Source organism: Pantoea sp. X-Soil-ISGK-355 (assembly GCF_059730805.1).
Genome location: NZ_AP035971.1, coordinates 3,592,810 through 3,608,285, shown reverse-complemented (window position 1 = coordinate 3,608,285; position 15,476 = coordinate 3,592,810). Strand labels below are relative to the sequence as shown.

Genomic DNA, 15,476 nt, shown 5'->3' with positions numbered 1-15,476 from the left:
GTGTCATTTCGCAGCAAAATACTGGTCTTATCTGCGAAGATGATCGGATGTGGCCTGCGGGCCACATCTTTTATCAGAAAACAGCAGAGGAAAACAACGGGTGAAGTGCTAGCGGGGCCACCATTTGAGAAATTTTTTGTAACGCCAGGCTAACAGCAGTGCAGCAATGAGGGCATAGATAAGTGGCTGTGGGGACACGGTTTTCACCGACCAGATATAGTGAATCGGCACCAGAATCGCCACAAGATAGACCGCATTGTGCAGGGTTTGCCAGCGTTTACCGAGCCTGCGCTGAGCGCGCTGAAATGACGTTACCGCCAGGACCAGTAATATCAGCCAGCTGATAATTCCCAGCGTCAGATAGGGACGGGAGATGAGTTCGCTGCCCAGCAGACGCAGATTATCCACGCCCAATTCCAGCAGGTAGTAGCTCAGCAGGTGGAGAGAAGCCCAGACAAATGTCCAGACGCCAAGCAGGCGCCGGGTGCGGATTAACAGCGGCTGCCTGCCGTAGCGTGCCAGGGGTGAAACCAGCAGCGTACCCAGCAGCAGTTTCAGCGCCATGCGGCCGGTAAAATGCTGAATATCTTTTGCCGGGTCCGCACTCAGTCCACCCTGCATCACAGCAAGCACCAGATAAACCAGCGGCAACAGGGCTGCCAGGTGCAGGATCACCTTGAGCCACATGATCTGTTTTATCGACAGGCGGACCACTTAGTAATTCTCCCGTAAATCCATGCCGCGGTAGAGCGACGCCACCTGTTCGGCATAGCCGTTAAACAGCAGCGTTGGCTGACGTTCGACCTTCAGACTGCCGCCCGGGCCAATAAACCGCTCTGTCGCCTGTGACCAGCGTGGATGATTGACGTGGGGGTTCACATTGGCATAAAAACCATACTCGTCGGCGGCAATCTGGTTCCAGGTGGTCGGCGGCTGTTTGTCGGTCAGCGTAATTTTGACGATCGACTTAATGCCTTTAAAGCCATATTTCCACGGCACCGTCAGACGAATCGGCGCGCCATTCTGCGGCGGCAGCGCTTTGCCATAGACGCCAGTGGTCAGTATTGTCAGCGGATGCATCGCTTCATCCAGACGCAAACCTTCGACATAGGGATAATTGAGGCCACCGCCAATAAAGCGATCTTTCTGGCCCGGCATCTGCTCAGGATCGTAGAGCGTCTGAAAGGCAACAAAGCGCGCTTTGCTGGTGGGTTCCGCCAGCGAGAGAAGTTTATTCAGCTCAAAGCCTACCCAGGGCACCACCATCGACCAGGCCTCTACGCAGCGCATGCGATAGATTCGCTGCTCCATAGCAAAGCGTTTGAAGATGTCATCCATATCAAGGGTTAGGGGTTTCGCCACTTCGCCATCAATGGTCAGTTTCCAGGGCTCTGTTTTCAGTGTTCCGGCATTGGCAGCCGGATCGGCCTTATCCAGCCCGAACTCATAGAAATTGTTGTAGCCGGAAACTTTATCCGCAGGCGTCAGCGTCAGATCGGCCTGATATTGCGCCGGTTTGGTGAAGTCGAGCGGTCGGCCTGCTGGAGCAGGTGGGCGATCGTTGCCTTTGAACCAGCTGAGAATATCGGCATTAGCCACGCCCGGCATACCCATCGCCGCAGCGCTTAGTCCCAGCGTTTTCAGCACCTGGCGGCGCTTCATATTAAATATGCTTTCCGGCGTTACGTCGGCTTCGGTCAGACAGGGTATGCGTTTCATGGGGCTTCTCCAGACAGGATGTCATCAACCAGCATGATGACTATCGCTGATATCAGCCAGTTTCGCCCTGAAAATGTGAAATTTCCTGGCTGGCCTGTGCGATGAGAATGCGCTGAAAAGTGTCGGGATCAACGTCAGCAATCCTATCCCGACGATATACTTCGGCTTCATGCGACTCGGCGCTGTCGGCAGCGGCAAATTATGCTATTTTGCTCGCGTTTTCGTCAGGCTGACGGTACAAGGTGGGGTGATCCGGTTATCACCGCAGCAATACAGGCACAGGGATGCGATTAACCACAAAATTATCTGCGTTTATTACCTTTTTAAGCCTGCTGGCGATGTCATTGATGCTGGCAGGCTGCGCATTCAGTGTTTTCTGGTTCAGTCATCAGCGGGTTGAACATCGGGCGCAGGTGCTGGCGACCGAGGTCGATCAGGCGATGTTCTCCGAGACGCCAGAACAGCTTCATAACTGGCTTACGCGCATGATGCCAATAATGAATGCCGAGCAGATTTCCCTTCATAACGGCAGGCAGACTTTCCTCACACTCTCCCGACACGAAAACCAGATGCTGGAAGACGAACCCAATCGTTTTATCCAGGTCGATGTGCCTTTGATGCACCAGACCGGCTTACAGCTGCGGGTTGTGACCCTTGATCCTGCCAAAACCTGGCTGCGCTCCATCACCGGCACCTCTACGCTGGGCATTCTGTTTACGGTCATGCTGGTGATGAGTCTGCTGCTGCTGATGATGCATCGCTGGCTTAGTCGTCAGTGGCGTGGCATGGAGCATCTTGAAGGACGGGCACAGGCGATTATCAACGGCGAACGTGGGGTTGTGCCGAAACGGGATGTGGATGAGTGGCCACCCAGGGCGAGTCGCGCGATGGATATACTGCTGGCGGATCTGCAGGAAGCGGGCGAACAGCGCCTGCGTATCGACACGCTGATCCGCACCTTTGCCGCGCAGGATGGACGCACTGGCCTTAACAACCGACTGTTCTTTGATAACCAGCTCGCGACCCTTCTGGAAGATCAGGAAGCTGTCGGCACCCATGGTGTGGTGATGATGGTGCGCCTGCCCGATCTGGACGCGCTGAAAGATTCACTGGAGCCAGCGCTGGTTGAGGAGTACCTGTTCAATTTCGTCAACATGCTCTCTACCTTTGTGCTGCGCTATCCCGGCGCTTTGCTGGCACGCTATTTTCGCAGTGATTTTGCCGTATTACTGCCGCATCGCAGTCTTAAAGAGGCAAACAGTATTGCCGATCAACTGATCAATGCTGTTGATTCTTTGCCACCGATGCGCCTGGTCAATCGCGATGATCTGATCCACATCGGAATCACCGCCTGGCACAGCGGGCAGACCGTCCTGCAGGTGATAGAAAATGCCGAAATGGCCACGCGACGTGCAGCACTGCTGGGTGGTAATAACTGGATTAATGGTGAAGGAAACCCTCAGGACGCCGGGCGGGGCAGCGTGCGCTGGCGAACCCTGCTGGAGAATACGTTAAGCCGCGGTGGTCCGCGGCTGTACCATAAACCCACCGTTAATATCGAAGGCAAAGTACAGCATCGGGTCATGCTGACCCGTATCTTTGACGGCGATAAAGAGGTACTGGCCGCTGAATATATGCCGCTGGTACAGCAGCTCGGTATGGCTGATGGCTGGGATCGTCAGCTGGTCACGCGCATCGCGGCACTCTCTGAACTGTGGCCGGAAGAGACGCTGGTGATGCCGGTGACGATGACCTCGCTCCTGCAACGTTCATTTGTCCTCTGGCTACAGAATATGCTGCTGCAGTGCCCCAAATCACAAAGAAAACGATTTTTATTTGAACTTGCCGAGGCAGATGTCTGTCAACACATCGACCATTTAACACCAGTATTCCGTGCACTTAAGGCTTTTGGCTGCCGTGTAGCGGTGAATCAGGCGGGTTTAACCGTCGTCAGCAGTGCCTATATACGACAGCTGCCGCTGGAACTGATCAAGCTTGATGCAGGTCTGGTGCGCAACATTGAACGACGGACCGCCAATCAGCTGTTTGTACAGAGTCTGCTGGAGGTCTGTAAGTCCACGGGTATTCAGGTGTTTGCCACCGGTGTCCGCACCAAAGCGGAGTGGCAGACATTAGTGGCGCTGGGTGTGGCAGGCGGGCAGGGCGACTTTTTTGCCCCTTCGCTTCCGGTTAACAGTAACGTGAAGAAGTATTCCCAACGTTACCGTATTTAATGATTTGCTGTCGTAATGACAGAAATTGACGGTTTTTTTTAATGTTAAACCGCATCTGAACCCATAACCATCGTGCCGGAAATGTTAAATTTTATGTCGGGCATGGCAAGCGGAAATCACGTGAAATGCAGCACTGATGGCGTCTGGTCGCCATTCTGCTGCTACGGATCGCGGGTTCAGATGACTTAAACGCAATCAGGCGTCTTTTTTCACCGAAGCAGAACGTTTTTGCGCCTTGTGGCAGCTTCGTGTGGTTGGTAAAGTAAGCGGATTTTATTTTCCGCCCCCAGCTTGCAGGATTATCCCTTAGTATGTTTAAAAAATTTCGTGGCATGTTTTCCAACGACTTGTCCATTGACCTGGGTACCGCGAATACCCTGATTTACGTAAAAGGACAAGGCATCGTGCTGAACGAGCCTTCTGTGGTTGCTATTCGTCAGGACCGTGCCGGTTCACCGAAAAGTGTCGCGGCCGTGGGTCATGACGCCAAACAGATGCTCGGTCGTACGCCAGGCAATATTGCCGCTATCCGTCCGATGAAAGATGGCGTTATCGCTGACTTCTTCGTGACCGAAAAGATGCTGCAACACTTCATCAAGCAGGTTCACAGCAACAGCTTTATGCGTCCCAGCCCACGTGTGCTGGTCTGCGTACCCGTCGGGGCCACGCAGGTAGAACGTCGTGCGATTCGTGAATCCGCTCAGGGCGCCGGCGCGCGTGAAGTCTTTCTGATTGAAGAGCCGATGGCTGCAGCTATTGGTGCAGGTCTGCCCGTTTCTGAAGCGACCGGTTCAATGGTCGTTGATATCGGTGGTGGTACTACCGAAGTGGCGGTGATCTCCCTGAACGGTGTGGTCTACTCCTCATCCGTACGTATTGGTGGCGATCGTTTCGATGAAGCTATTATTAATTATGTGCGTCGTAACTACGGTTCACTGATTGGTGAAGCGACCGCAGAACGCATTAAGCATGAGATTGGTTCAGCTTATCCGGGTGATGAAGTCCGTGAAATTGAAGTTCGTGGCCGTAACCTGGCAGAGGGTGTACCGCGCGGCTTCACGCTGAACTCCAACGAAATTCTGGAAGCGCTGCAGGAGCCGTTAACCGGCATTGTCAGCGCGGTGATGGTTGCTCTTGAGCAGTGTCCGCCTGAGCTGGCCTCCGATATCTCAGAGCGCGGCATGGTGCTGACCGGTGGTGGTGCGTTACTGCGCAACCTGGATCGCCTGCTGATGGAAGAGACGGGTATTCCGGTTGTTGTTGCTGAAGATCCGCTGACCTGTGTGGCTCGCGGTGGCGGCAAGGCGCTGGAAATGATCGACATGCATGGCGGCGATTTGTTCAGCGAAGAATAATTGCCTCAACCGGCTGAGAACGCAATGATCATGCGAGGGAGTGACATGTGAACCGGCGAAATGTGTGCCGGTACAGTGCGTTCAGCCCAGGGAAGCACGGTGTTTGGCCGTCGCTTCCTCTCCTGTTGTCGAGGATCACGCAGATTATATGAAGCCGATTTTTAGCAGGGGACCTTCCCTGCAGTTGCGTCTTTTCCTGGCGGTCATCGTGGCAATTGCCATTATCGTTGCCGACAGCCGTGTGAGCTCTTTCACCCAAATACGCAACTATCTGGATACGTCGGTCAGTCCGTTTTACTTCCTGGCTAATGGACCACGTCAGCTGCTGGATGGCGTGTCAGAGTCGCTGGCGTCGCGTCAGCAGCTGGAGCAGGAAAACAAAGCGTTACGTCGTGAGCTCTTCCTGAAAAACAGTAACCTGCTAATGCTGGGGCAATATAAGCAGGAAAACGCACGCCTGCGTGAACTGCTGGGTTCACCGCTGCGTCAGGATGAGCAAAAGATGGTGACGCAGGTGATCTCTACCGGCACCGATCCTTACACCGACCAGGTGGTGATCGACAAAGGCAGCGTTAACGGTGTCTATGAAGGTCAACCGGTCATCAGTGATAAAGGCGTGGTCGGTCAGGTTATCGCCGTCGGACAGCTCACCAGCCGTGTTCTGCTGATCTGCGATGCGTCACATGCGCTGCCTATTCAGGTGTTGCGTAATGACATTCGTGTGATTGCCGCTGGTAACGGCTGTACTGAAGATCTCCAGCTTGAGCATCTGCCGGGTAATACGGACATTCGGGTCGGCGATGTGCTGGTGACGTCAGGTATCGGTGGTCGTTTCCCTGAGGGGTATCCGGTGGGCGTGGTCTCCTCAGTGAAAGTGGATACGCAGCGCGCTTATACGGTGATTCAGGCGCATCCGACCGCGGGTCTGCAGCGTCTGCGTTATCTGCTGCTGCTGTGGGGCGCGGATCGTAATGGCGATATGCCGCTGCCGCAGGATGAAGTTCATCGCGTTGCGAATGAGCGTCTGATGCAGATGATGCCGCAGGTCTTACCGCCTGCGGGTGAAATGGGCCCGCCTGCGCCTGCCGCACAGATGGGGCCGCCTGCTCCATCAACAGGCAGCAGTGGCAGTAGCGGACAGAACAACTCCTCGCGTTCACGCGGGGGGCAGCCTTGAGTCGATATCGCAGCCAGGGACGTTGGGTCATCTGGCTCTCTTTCCTGGTCGCGTTAGTTCTGCAGATCATGCCATGGCCGGATGAAATTTATATGTTCCGGCCTTCATGGCTGCTGCTCATCCTTATCTACTGGGTTCTTGCACTGCCGCATCGGGTCAACGTCGGCAGCGGATTTATGCTGGGTGCCATCATGGATCTGATTGCCGGGTCCACGCTTGGCGTACGTGCGCTGGCACTCAGTATCATCGCCTACCTGATAGCCTTTAAGTTCCAGTTATTCCGCAACTTAGCGTTGTGGCAGCAAGCGTTAATGGTTATGGTGCTGTCTCTGGCGATGGATGTGATTGTCTTCTGGGCAGAATTCCTGGTAATCAATGTTTCATTCCGACCTGAAATTTTCTGGAGCAGTGTCGTCGACGGTATTCTCTGGCCCTGGCTATTCTTACTTATGAGAAAAATTCGTCGTCAGTTCGCTGTTCAATAAGGAAATTTATGGTAACCCTCTATCTTGCTTCCGGTTCACCGCGTCGTCGTGAGCTGTTAACTCAACTTGGCCTGACATTCGAGCGCATTGTGACTGACGTTGAAGAACAGCGTCAGCCGAATGAAGCGGCGGAGAGCTATGTCCGCCGTCTGGCCAATGACAAAGCGCAGGCGGGTGTAAAACTGGCCGCGCAGGATCTGCCGGTGCTGGGCGCGGATACGATTGTCGTGCTGAATGGTGACGTGCTGGAAAAACCGCGCGATGCCGCCGATGCCCACGCGATGCTGCGTAGACTCTCCGGTCATACGCATCAGGTCATGACGGCAGTGGCGCTGGCCGACAGCCAGCAGGCGCTGGATTGCATCGTGACGACTGATGTGACATTCCGCACCTTAACGGAGAGCGACATCGACGACTATATCGCTACCGGTGAGCCGATGGATAAAGCGGGTGCATACGGCATTCAGGGCAGGGGAGGAAACTTTGTCCGCAAAATTAACGGAAGTTACCATGCAGTGGTCGGATTACCGTTGGTTGAGACAGCGGAGTTGCTCAGCCATTTTCACTCACTGCGTGCCGTAAGGGGTCAACATGACGGCTGAATTACTGGTTAACGTCACGCCTTCTGAAACACGCGTTGCCTACATTGATGGCGGCATCCTTCAGGAAATCCATATTGAGCGTGAAGCGCGGCGCGGCATTGTTGGCAATATTTATAAAGGACGGGTAAGCCGTGTTCTGCCCGGCATGCAGGCGGCCTTTGTTGATATAGGCCTGGAAAAAGCCGCCTTTTTGCACGCCTCAGATATCATGCCGCATACGGAATGTGTGGCGGGCGACGAAAAGAAAAATTTCATCGTGCGCGATATTGCCGAGCTGGTGCGTCAGGGACAGGATCTGGTGGTTCAGGTGGTCAAGGATCCGCTTGGCACCAAAGGCGCCCGGCTGACCACGGACATTACCCTGCCTTCGCGTTATCTGGTCTTTATGCCAGGCGCATCGCATGTCGGTGTCTCTCAGCGTATCGAGAGTGAGAAAGAGCGCGATCGGCTTAAAGCGGTAGTCGCTGACTACTGTGACGATCTGGGTGGCTTTATTATCCGCACCGCTGCAGAAGGGATTGGCGAAGAGGAGCTGGCGCAGGACGCGGCTTTTCTCAAACGTCTCTGGACCAAAGTTAGCGAGCGTAAAAAGCGCAATCAGACCCGCTGCCTGCTCTACGGTGAGCTGGCTCTGGCCCAGCGTATTCTGCGTGATTTTGCGGGCGCAGCGCTGGATCGCATCCGGGTCGACTCCCGCCTGACCTGCGATATGCTGGTGGAATTTACCGGTGAATATATCCCGGAAATGGCCGGTAAGCTGGAGCTCTACAATGGTAAACAGCCTATTTTCGACCTGTTTGACGTCGAAAATGAGATTCAGCGCTCGCTGGATCGCAAAGTTGAACTAAAGTCAGGCGGATATCTGATCATCGATCAGACCGAAGCGATGACGACCATCGATATTAATACCGGTGCATTTGTTGGTCATCGCAATCTCGATGAGACGATATTCAACACCAATGTTGAAGCCACTCAGGCGATTGCGCGTCAGCTGCGCCTGCGGAATCTGGGCGGCATCATCATTATCGACTTCATCGACATGAGCAATGAAGATCATCGACGCCGGGTACTGCATTCACTGGAAAGCGCGCTCAGTAAAGATCGGGTCAAAACCGGGATTAATGGTTTTTCGGCGCTGGGTCTGGTAGAGATGACGCGTAAGCGTACCCGTGAAAGCATTGAGCATGTCCTGTGCCAGGATTGCCCGGTCTGTAAAGGGCGCGGCACCCTGAAAACAGTTGAAACGGTCTGCTATGAAATCATGCGTGAGATTGTGCGGGTTCACCACGCCTATGATTCTGATCGTTTCCTGGTGTATGTTTCACCGACGGTGGGTGAGGCGTTAAAAACCGACGAGTCTCATGCGCTGGCTGAAGTGGAAATCTTTGTCGGTAAGCAGGTTAAAGTTCATGTTGAAGCGCTCTACACTCAGGAGCAGTTCGACGTGGTAATGATGTAACGTCAGCCCGTTATCAGGCTGAATAAACGCCCTTGTTTGGGATAAAATGCGCGTTTTAACGCTTTTATCTGAAGACGGTCGGGTATGAGAACCAACTATCCGTCGTTTACGGAACACAAGGAGAGGCGTGAGTGAGGCAGTTGCCGAGGATTTTGTTACTGCTGGTCGCGGCAATCATCGTGATTGTCGCGCTGCTGGTCAGCGGATTGCGTCTGGTAATGCCGCATCTCGACAGCTATCGCAACAACCTTCTGCAATTCATCTCCGACAAAACGGATGTGCCGGTCAACGCCAGCCAGTTACAGGGTAAATGGGAGAATTTCGGCCCAACCCTGCAGGTTCATGACCTCAGCGTCGATCTGCATGAAAACGGCAAACTCACGATTAAACGTATCAATCTGGCGCTCGACGTCTGGCAGTCTCTGCTGCACTGGCGCTGGCAGTTTCGCGATCTGACCTTCTGGCAGCTGCATCTCGACACGAATCGCCCCTTACTCGACAACGACAAAGAGAAAAACAGCTTCCGTCCGGCGCAGATTAACGAACTTTTCCTGCGTCAGTTTGACCACTTTGATCTGCGCGACAGCACCATTCGTTTCCGTACTCCTTCCGGCCAGCATGCTGAGCTGGCGATCCCCCGACTCACCTGGGTCAATGAAGATAACCGCCATCGCGCCGAAGGCGAAGTCAGTCTGTCGAGCTTTACCGGTCAGCACGGCGTGGTTCAGGTGCGGCTCGACCTTAACGACAGTAACGGTTTACTTAATGACGGCCGCATCTGGATGCAGGCCGATGACGTCGACATGCGTCCATGGCTGGGCCGCTGGGTGCGCGACAATACCCGGCTGGACAGTGCCCGCTTCAGCCTGGCGGCCTGGGTTAACCTGCGCAATGGTGACATCTATGCTGGCGATCTGCTGCTGCGCAAGGGCGGTGCCAGCTGGCAGGGCGAAACCGGACGACACCGCATAGAGGTCGATGGGCTGACCGCGCATCTGTCACGCTTCCAGAATGGCTGGGTGGTCAATGTGCCGCAGACCCGGCTCAGCACTGACGGTCAGGCCTGGCCCGCCGGTCACTTCTCGCTGTTATGGCGTCCTGAAGATAAGCAGTTGCTGGGGCCGGATGGTCAGCAGGAGGTGCGGGTGCGCGCCACACAGCTGGTGCTGAGTCATATTGCGCCGATCGTTCCGTTATTTGCGCCGCTCTCTCCGGCCCTGTTTGAAAACTGGCAGACGCTGCAGCCACAGGGCACCATCGATGGCCTGGCGCTGGATATTCCATTACAGCAGCCTGAAAAAACCCGTTTACAGGTGAAGTGGCGTGATTTCAGCTGGCAGCACTGGAAACTGTTGCCGGGCATCAGTCACCTGAGCGGAGAAGCACGCGGCAGCCTGAGCCATGGTCAGGTCAGTGTGGATATGGGCGCGGCAACCGTTCCCTATGGCGATATGTTCCAGGCTCCGTTAGAGATTAAGCGGGTGACCGGGGCACTGCGCTGGCTTAAAGATGAACATGGCCTGACGCTGGCGGGTGAAAAGCTTAACCTCGAAGCGCGCTCACTCTGGGCGCGTGGCGACTTCAGCTACCAGCAGAATAGCGGCGGCGAGCCCCGTCTGGATATTCTGGCGGGTATCCGACTTACTGATGCGGGCGATGCCTGGCGCTACTTCCCGGTGCCGCTGATGGGTAACAGCCTGACGCACTATCTGAGTGGGGCGGTGAAGGGTGGCAGAGTGGACAACGCCACGCTGCTGTTTGCCGGTAATCCGGCGCTGTTCCCGTTCAAGCACAATGATGGCATGTTCCAGGTCTGGGTGCCGCTTCGCCAGGCGACCTATGCGTTTCAGCCCAAATGGCCGGCGTTGAGCAATCTCGATGTCGACCTCAACTTCCTGAACGATGGTCTGTGGATGAAAGCGCCAATGGCGCACCTGGGTGAAGTAGACGCTCACAACGTCACGGCGGTGATCCCTGACTACCTGAAAGAAAAACTGATCATCGACGGGGATATCAGTGGTGAAGGCCAGCAGATCGCTGACTATTTCGATCAGACGCCGCTTAAACCGTCACTGGGTGCCGCACTGGAGCAGCTGAAAATTAAAGGCCGTGTCGGTGGCCATCTGAATCTGAACATCCCACTGGATGGAGAGCAGGTGCACGCCCGCGGTAATGTCGATCTGAACAACAACGCGCTGTTTATCAAACCGTTAAAAACCACCATCAACAATCTTTCTGGTCGCTTCCGTTATGACAACGGCAATCTGGCCAGTGAGGATCTGCGGGCGAACTGGTTCGGGCAGCCGATGGGCGTTCGTTTCAGCACCCACGAGAACCCGGATGACTTTGGCGTTAACGTCAAACTTCAGGGCGACTGGCAACCCGCGAAAATCAGCCAGATTCCGGCAGCCGTCAGCAAGCAGCTCGGCGGGCATCTGCCGTGGCAGGGCGACGTCAATATTACGTTACCGCATCATGGCGGGGCGCGTTATGACGTGACGCTGAACGGTAATGCTAAAGAAGTAAGTAGTCACTTACCTGCGCCGCTCAATAAGAAAGCCGGTGAGGCGATGCCAGTTGCCATTCAGGCCAGTGGTGACCTGAACCATTTCGATCTCAGCGGCAGCGTCAATGCAAACCATCGTTTTAACAGCCGCTGGTTGCTGGAACCGACGCTGCGCGTCGATCGTGGCATCTGGCTGAATGATGCACAGAAAACGCCTGCGCTACCCGACCATAAGGGCATGGTACTGAATCTGCCCGTGCTGGATGGCGAGGCCTGGGTAGCGATGATGGCTGCCGGCGGTTCTGCAGGTGCGGGGACGTCAGGCGGCGGCAGCGACTTCCAGACGGGTGGCGTCACGCTGCCGGGTAACATCACGCTACGCAGTCCGGCGGTCACGCTGGCGGGGCAGCAATGGCATGACGTTGAAGCGACACTGGCACAGCGTTCAGGCGGCAATGGCCAGGTCAGCGTCAGTGCGAAAGAGCTGCGCGGTGAACTGGCGATGGCCCCCAAAGCGCCATGGCAGGTGAACCTGGATTACCTCTACTACAATCCGCAATGGGAAAACGAGACAGGCAAGGGCGGCAAAGCGCCTTCTCAGCAAACCACAAACATTAACTTCAGCCAGTGGCCCGCCTTACAGCTGCGCTGTAAAGAGTGCTGGGTACTGGGCCAGAAATATGGCCAGGTCTCCGCGGTGATGCAGCCTAAAGGAGATACGTTAGCGCTTACTAACGGAAAAGTGGATACCGGCAGCTCCCAGCTTAAAATTAACGGTGAGTGGGTTAATCGCCCGGACGACCAGCGCACCTCGCTGAAGGGCACGCTTAAGGGACCGAATATTAATAACGCGACCAACTGGTTTGGCGTCAACACGCCGCTGCGCGATGCGCCCTTTGATATTGCTTATGACCTGCACTGGCGCTCTGCACCCTGGCAGCCCTCTGCAGAGACACTGAGTGGCACCCTGAAGACCCACTTTGGCAAAGGCCAGATTGCAGATGTGAATACCGGCACGGCGGGAAAAATCCTGCGTCTGGTGAGCTTCGATGCGCTGCTGCGCAAGCTGCGCTTCGACTTCAGCGACACCTTCACCAACGCGTTCTATTTCGATTCGATTAACGGCACGGCCTGGATCGAAAACGGCGTCATGCGCACCGATAACCTGCTGGTAGATGGACTGGAAGCAGACATCGCCATGCAGGGCAATCTCGACCTGGTGAAACGTCAGATCGATATGGAAGCGGTGGTTGCGCCTGAGATTTCTGCCTCTGTCGGCGTAGCGACCGCCTTTGCGATTAATCCGGTGATTGGCGCGGCGGTATTTGCTGCCAGTAAAGTCCTGGGCCCCCTGTGGAACAAGATATCGCTGCTGCGTTATCACATCAGTGGCCCACTGGATAAACCGGAAATCAATGAAGTACTGCGTAAACCGCGTGAAACAGACAACAAGTGAATTTGACGCCGTACCGGAATTACCGCAGGCTATGATTATCTGAGCACATAATGAGTGAGAAACGATGACTCTGAACCTGGTAAGTGAGCAGTTACTGACTGCTAACGGCATTAATCAGCAGGACCTATTTTCCCTGTTAGGGCAGCTTTCAGAACGTCGTCTGGATTATGCCGATCTCTATTTTCAGTCCAGCTTTCACGAATCCTGGGTGCTGGAAGACAAAATCATTAAAGATGGCTCATACCATATCGATCAGGGCGTCGGCGTGCGCGCGGTCAGCGGTGAGAAAACCGGCTTTGCCTATGCCGACCAGATTACGCTGAATGCGCTGCGTCTCTCCTCTGAAGCGGCTCGCAGCATTGTACGCGAACAGGGAAACGGCAAGGCCCATACGCTTTCTGCCGTGATGAACCGTTCACTCTATTCGGCGGTCGATCCGCTGAGCAGCCTGACGCGTGAAGACAAAATTGCCCTTCTGCATCGCGTCGATAAAGTCGCCCGCGCGGCTGACCCACGTGTGCAGGAAGTCAATGCCAGCCTGACCGGTGTTTACGAGCAGGTGCTGGTGGCGGCCACTGATGGCACGCTGGCGGCAGACGTTCGTCCGCTGGTTCGCCTCTCTATCAGCGTTCAGGTTGAAGACCAGGGCAAGCGTGAGCGCGGCGCAAGCGGCGGCGGTGCACGCACCGGTTATGCGTTCTTCCTTGAAGATGAAAATGGCGACGTGCGCGCTGACGCCTGGGCGCGTGAAGCGGTGCGCATGGCGCTGGTTAATCTCTCTGCGGTGGCGGCTCCTGCTGGCGCATTGCCGGTAGTGCTGGGTGCGGGCTGGCCGGGCGTGCTGCTGCATGAGGCGGTCGGTCACGGTCTGGAAGGTGACTTCAACCGCCGTGGCACCTCGGTGTTCAGCGGTAAAATCGGTCAGCAGGTCGCGTCTGAGCTGTGTACCGTGGTAGATGACGGCACCCTTGAAGGGCTGCGCGGCTCACTTGCGGTGGATGATGAAGGCGTTCCCGGTCAGTACAACATGCTGATTGAGAACGGGGTGCTGAAAGGCTACATGCAGGACAAGCTGAATGCGCGACTGATGGGCGTCAGCCCGACCGGGAATGGACGTCGTGAATCTTATGCACATCTGCCGATGCCGCGCATGACTAACACCTATATGCTGGCAGGCAAATCATCGCCGCAGGATATTATTGAAAGCGTTGAGTACGGCATCTATGCGCCGAACTTTGGTGGCGGTCAGGTGGATATCACCTCCGGCAAATTTGTCTTCTCAACCTCAGAGGCTTATCTGATTGAAAACGGCAAAATCACCAAACCGGTCAAAGGTGCCACGCTGATTGGCTCCGGCATTGAAGCGATGCAGCAAATCTCGATGGTAGGTAATGACCTGGCGCTGGATAAAGGCGTGGGCGTCTGCGGTAAAGAGGGCCAGAGCCTGCCGGTCGGTGTCGGTCAGCCCACCCTGAAGCTGGATAAACTGACCATCGGCGGCACCGCCTGATGTGACCTCAACAACCCGCCGCCCGGCGGGTTGTCAGCTTTTACGGTGTTGCTGATACTGTTCAGCCACCTGTTCAAAATAGCCGGTCAGATAATCGATGCAGACCTGCACCTTCAGCGGCAGTTTATCCTTCTCGGTATAGAGCGCATACACCGGACGCGGATCGGACTGATAGTGCGGAAACAGAATATCGATCTCGCCTGCGGTGATCTCATCAATCACCCACATCATTGGCACATAAGCGATACCATTGCCCGACTTCAGCCATCGGATCAGCGTCAGCGAATCATTTGTTACGAAACGTCCCTGTGGTGCCAGGCGGGTCACCAGGCCTTCCGGCGCAATCAGCTCAAAATTGTTGTCGGGCCGTACGCTATATTCCAGCCAGGAAAAATTATCGATATCGCCCGGCTTCTCCGGCGTGCCGTGCTGGGCAAGATAGCTTTTTGCGGCACACACCACCATCGGCATCGCGCCAAGGCGACGCGAAAAGAGACTGGAGTCTTTTAATGCGCCCACCCGAATCACCAGATCCAGACCATCCGCAATCAAATCCGGGGCCGGAACGCCAGTAACCAGATTCACACTCAGCCCCGGATACTCCCGCAGCATATCGCTGGTCATACCGGCTAACACATTCTGCGCCATGGTCGAGGAACTGCCGATCCGCAACACGCCAATCGGCGTATTGTTAAACGCGTAAAGCTGTTCATGCACCTGCGTCGCCTCCGCCAGCATACGGCGGCAGCCCTGATAATAGATTTTACCCGCTTCGGTCAGTCCGATACTGCGGGTACTGCGATTCAGCAACTTAACCTGCAATGCATCCTCCAGTTTCGCGACGATCTGGCTGATGGATGAGACGCTCAGATGGAGCTGACGAGCCGCCGCGGTAAACGAACCGAGTTCGACCACTCTGGCGAAGACAGACATACCTTTCAGTCGTTCCATTATTTACTCTGGCTTAAAAGTG

The 15,476-nt window shown here is 55.3% G+C and carries 11 protein-coding genes; 8 read left to right on the top strand and 3 right to left on the bottom strand.

The features are described from left to right. Window positions 1-108 precede the first annotated feature (108 nt). Entirely contained in the window at window positions 109-714 is a 606-nt protein-coding gene (msrQ, locus tag AC6I8J_RS16505) for a protein-methionine-sulfoxide reductase heme-binding subunit MsrQ (RefSeq protein ID WP_260060207.1), read from the bottom strand. Further along, complete coding sequence (gene msrP, locus AC6I8J_RS16500; protein WP_253420195.1) at window positions 715-1,719, bottom strand: protein-methionine-sulfoxide reductase catalytic subunit MsrP; 1,005 nt, start codon at window positions 1,717-1,719, stop codon at window positions 715-717. It abuts the gene before it with no gap. A gap of 284 nt (window positions 1,720-2,003) precedes the next feature. Between msrP and csrD the strand changes: the two genes are divergently transcribed. The 8 genes from csrD to tldD all read left to right on the top strand — a co-directional run bounded on the left by csrD (window position 2,004) and on the right by tldD (window position 14,503). Next, complete coding sequence (csrD, locus tag AC6I8J_RS16495) at window positions 2,004-3,953, top strand: RNase E specificity factor CsrD (RefSeq protein ID WP_161735983.1); 1,950 nt, start codon at window positions 2,004-2,006, stop codon at window positions 3,951-3,953. 311 nt (window positions 3,954-4,264) lie between these two features. Continuing rightward, on the top strand, window positions 4,265-5,308 hold the full coding sequence (gene mreB / locus AC6I8J_RS16490) for a rod shape-determining protein MreB (protein WP_003855260.1): 1,044 nt from the start codon (window positions 4,265-4,267) through the stop codon (window positions 5,306-5,308). 148 nt (window positions 5,309-5,456) lie between these two features. Beyond that, a complete protein-coding gene (gene mreC, locus AC6I8J_RS16485; protein ID WP_161735984.1) occupies window positions 5,457-6,485 on the top strand; it encodes a rod shape-determining protein MreC in 1,029 nt (342 codons plus the stop codon). After that, window positions 6,482-6,970: a rod shape-determining protein MreD gene (gene mreD / locus AC6I8J_RS16480; RefSeq protein WP_013359205.1), complete on the top strand. Its 489-nt coding sequence runs from the start codon at window positions 6,482-6,484 to the stop codon at window positions 6,968-6,970. The genes mreC and mreD overlap by 4 nt, the downstream gene beginning before the upstream one ends. Before the next feature lie 8 nt (window positions 6,971-6,978). Further along, window positions 6,979-7,572, top strand: coding sequence for a Maf family protein (locus tag AC6I8J_RS16475; protein ID WP_161735985.1), 594 nt, complete (start codon window positions 6,979-6,981; stop codon window positions 7,570-7,572). After that, a complete protein-coding gene (gene rng / locus AC6I8J_RS16470) occupies window positions 7,562-9,031 on the top strand; it encodes a ribonuclease G (RefSeq protein WP_003855268.1) in 1,470 nt (489 codons plus the stop codon). The genes AC6I8J_RS16475 and rng overlap by 11 nt, the downstream gene beginning before the upstream one ends. Window positions 9,032-9,162: 131 nt before the next feature. Further along, window positions 9,163-12,993 (top strand): AsmA2 domain-containing protein YhdP, encoded by a 3,831-nt coding sequence (gene yhdP / locus AC6I8J_RS16465; protein WP_497825580.1) that lies wholly within the window; start codon window positions 9,163-9,165, stop codon window positions 12,991-12,993. A gap of 64 nt (window positions 12,994-13,057) precedes the next feature. Then, window positions 13,058-14,503, top strand: coding sequence for a metalloprotease TldD (gene tldD, locus AC6I8J_RS16460; RefSeq protein WP_222924936.1), 1,446 nt, complete (start codon window positions 13,058-13,060; stop codon window positions 14,501-14,503). A gap of 33 nt (window positions 14,504-14,536) precedes the next feature. On the opposite strand, the gene aaeR is transcribed toward tldD, so the two are convergent. Beyond that, entirely contained in the window at window positions 14,537-15,454 is a 918-nt protein-coding gene (aaeR, locus tag AC6I8J_RS16455; protein WP_135907618.1) for an HTH-type transcriptional activator AaeR, read from the bottom strand. Window positions 15,455-15,476 lie beyond the last annotated feature (22 nt).

What these genes read in the sequence shown, in the direction of transcription:
- rng (WP_003855268.1), top strand. Translation starts at nt 7,562, where the DNA reads ATGACGGCTGAATTACTGGTTAACGTCACGCCTTCTGAAACACGCGTT.
- mreC (WP_161735984.1), top strand. Translation starts at nt 5,457, where the DNA reads ATGAAGCCGATTTTTAGCAGGGGACCTTCCCTGCAGTTGCGTCTTTTC.
- msrP (WP_253420195.1), bottom strand. Translation starts at nt 1,719, where the DNA reads ATGAAACGCATACCCTGTCTGACCGAAGCCGACGTAACGCCGGAAAGC.
- tldD (WP_222924936.1), top strand. Translation starts at nt 13,058, where the DNA reads ATGACTCTGAACCTGGTAAGTGAGCAGTTACTGACTGCTAACGGCATT.
- AC6I8J_RS16475 (WP_161735985.1), top strand. Translation starts at nt 6,979, where the DNA reads ATGGTAACCCTCTATCTTGCTTCCGGTTCACCGCGTCGTCGTGAGCTG.
- aaeR (WP_135907618.1), bottom strand. Translation starts at nt 15,454, where the DNA reads ATGGAACGACTGAAAGGTATGTCTGTCTTCGCCAGAGTGGTCGAACTC.
- csrD (WP_161735983.1), top strand. Translation starts at nt 2,004, where the DNA reads ATGCGATTAACCACAAAATTATCTGCGTTTATTACCTTTTTAAGCCTG.
- mreB (WP_003855260.1), top strand. Translation starts at nt 4,265, where the DNA reads ATGTTTAAAAAATTTCGTGGCATGTTTTCCAACGACTTGTCCATTGAC.